1 protein-coding gene is annotated in these 641 nt (G+C 67.7%); it reads right to left on the bottom strand.

The features are described from left to right. Positions 1-641: phosphopantetheine-binding protein (locus tag A5624_RS06945; RefSeq protein ID WP_156748888.1), on the bottom strand; the 641-nt coding region annotated here is incomplete at both ends.

The following is a 641-nucleotide window of genomic DNA, read 5'->3' as shown; positions in this document are numbered from 1 at the left end:
GCGACGGTGGGTGCCTCGAACAGGGATCGGACGGTGAGGTCGGCGTCCAGTTCGGCATTCACGGCCGAGACGAGCCGCATCGCCGACAGTGAGTCCCCGCCGAGATGGAAGAAGGAGTCGTCGATTCCGACGCGTTCGACGCCCAGGATGTGGGCGTAGATGCCGGCCAGGATGTCTTCGAGGGCGGTCCGTGGGGCGCGGTAGTTATCGCCCTGGTAGTCCGGGGCGGGCAAAGCGCGGGTGTCGAGTTTGCCGTTGAGCGTCAACGGCAACGCCTCGAGCACCACCACCGCCGCGGGCACCATATAGGGAGGGAGCCGCTGACCCAACCGGGCCCGAATATCGGCGGGGTCAGCGGCTCCAGTCACATAGCCGACGAGACGCCTCTCGCCGGCCTGGTCTTCGCGGACGACGACCGCGGCTTGCTGCACGCCGTCCAATTCGGCAATGGCGGTGCGGATTTCGCCCAACTCGATGCGATACCCACGCACCTTGACCTGCTCATCGGCGCGCCCCCGATACCGCAACTGCCCATCGGGACCCCAGCACACCAGGTCCCCGGTGCGATACATACGCTGGCCCACCACACCGAACGGGCACGCGATGAACCGCGACGCGGTCAGCCCGGGGCGGCGCCAGTA

Origin of the sequence: Mycobacterium sp. 1482292.6 (genome assembly GCF_001672995.1) — a bacterium.
GTDB lineage: Bacteria > Actinomycetota > Actinomycetes > Mycobacteriales > Mycobacteriaceae > Mycobacterium > Mycobacterium europaeum_A.
The sequence above is the reverse complement of the archived record's forward strand: the minus strand, read 5'-3'. Positions and strand labels throughout refer to the sequence as shown.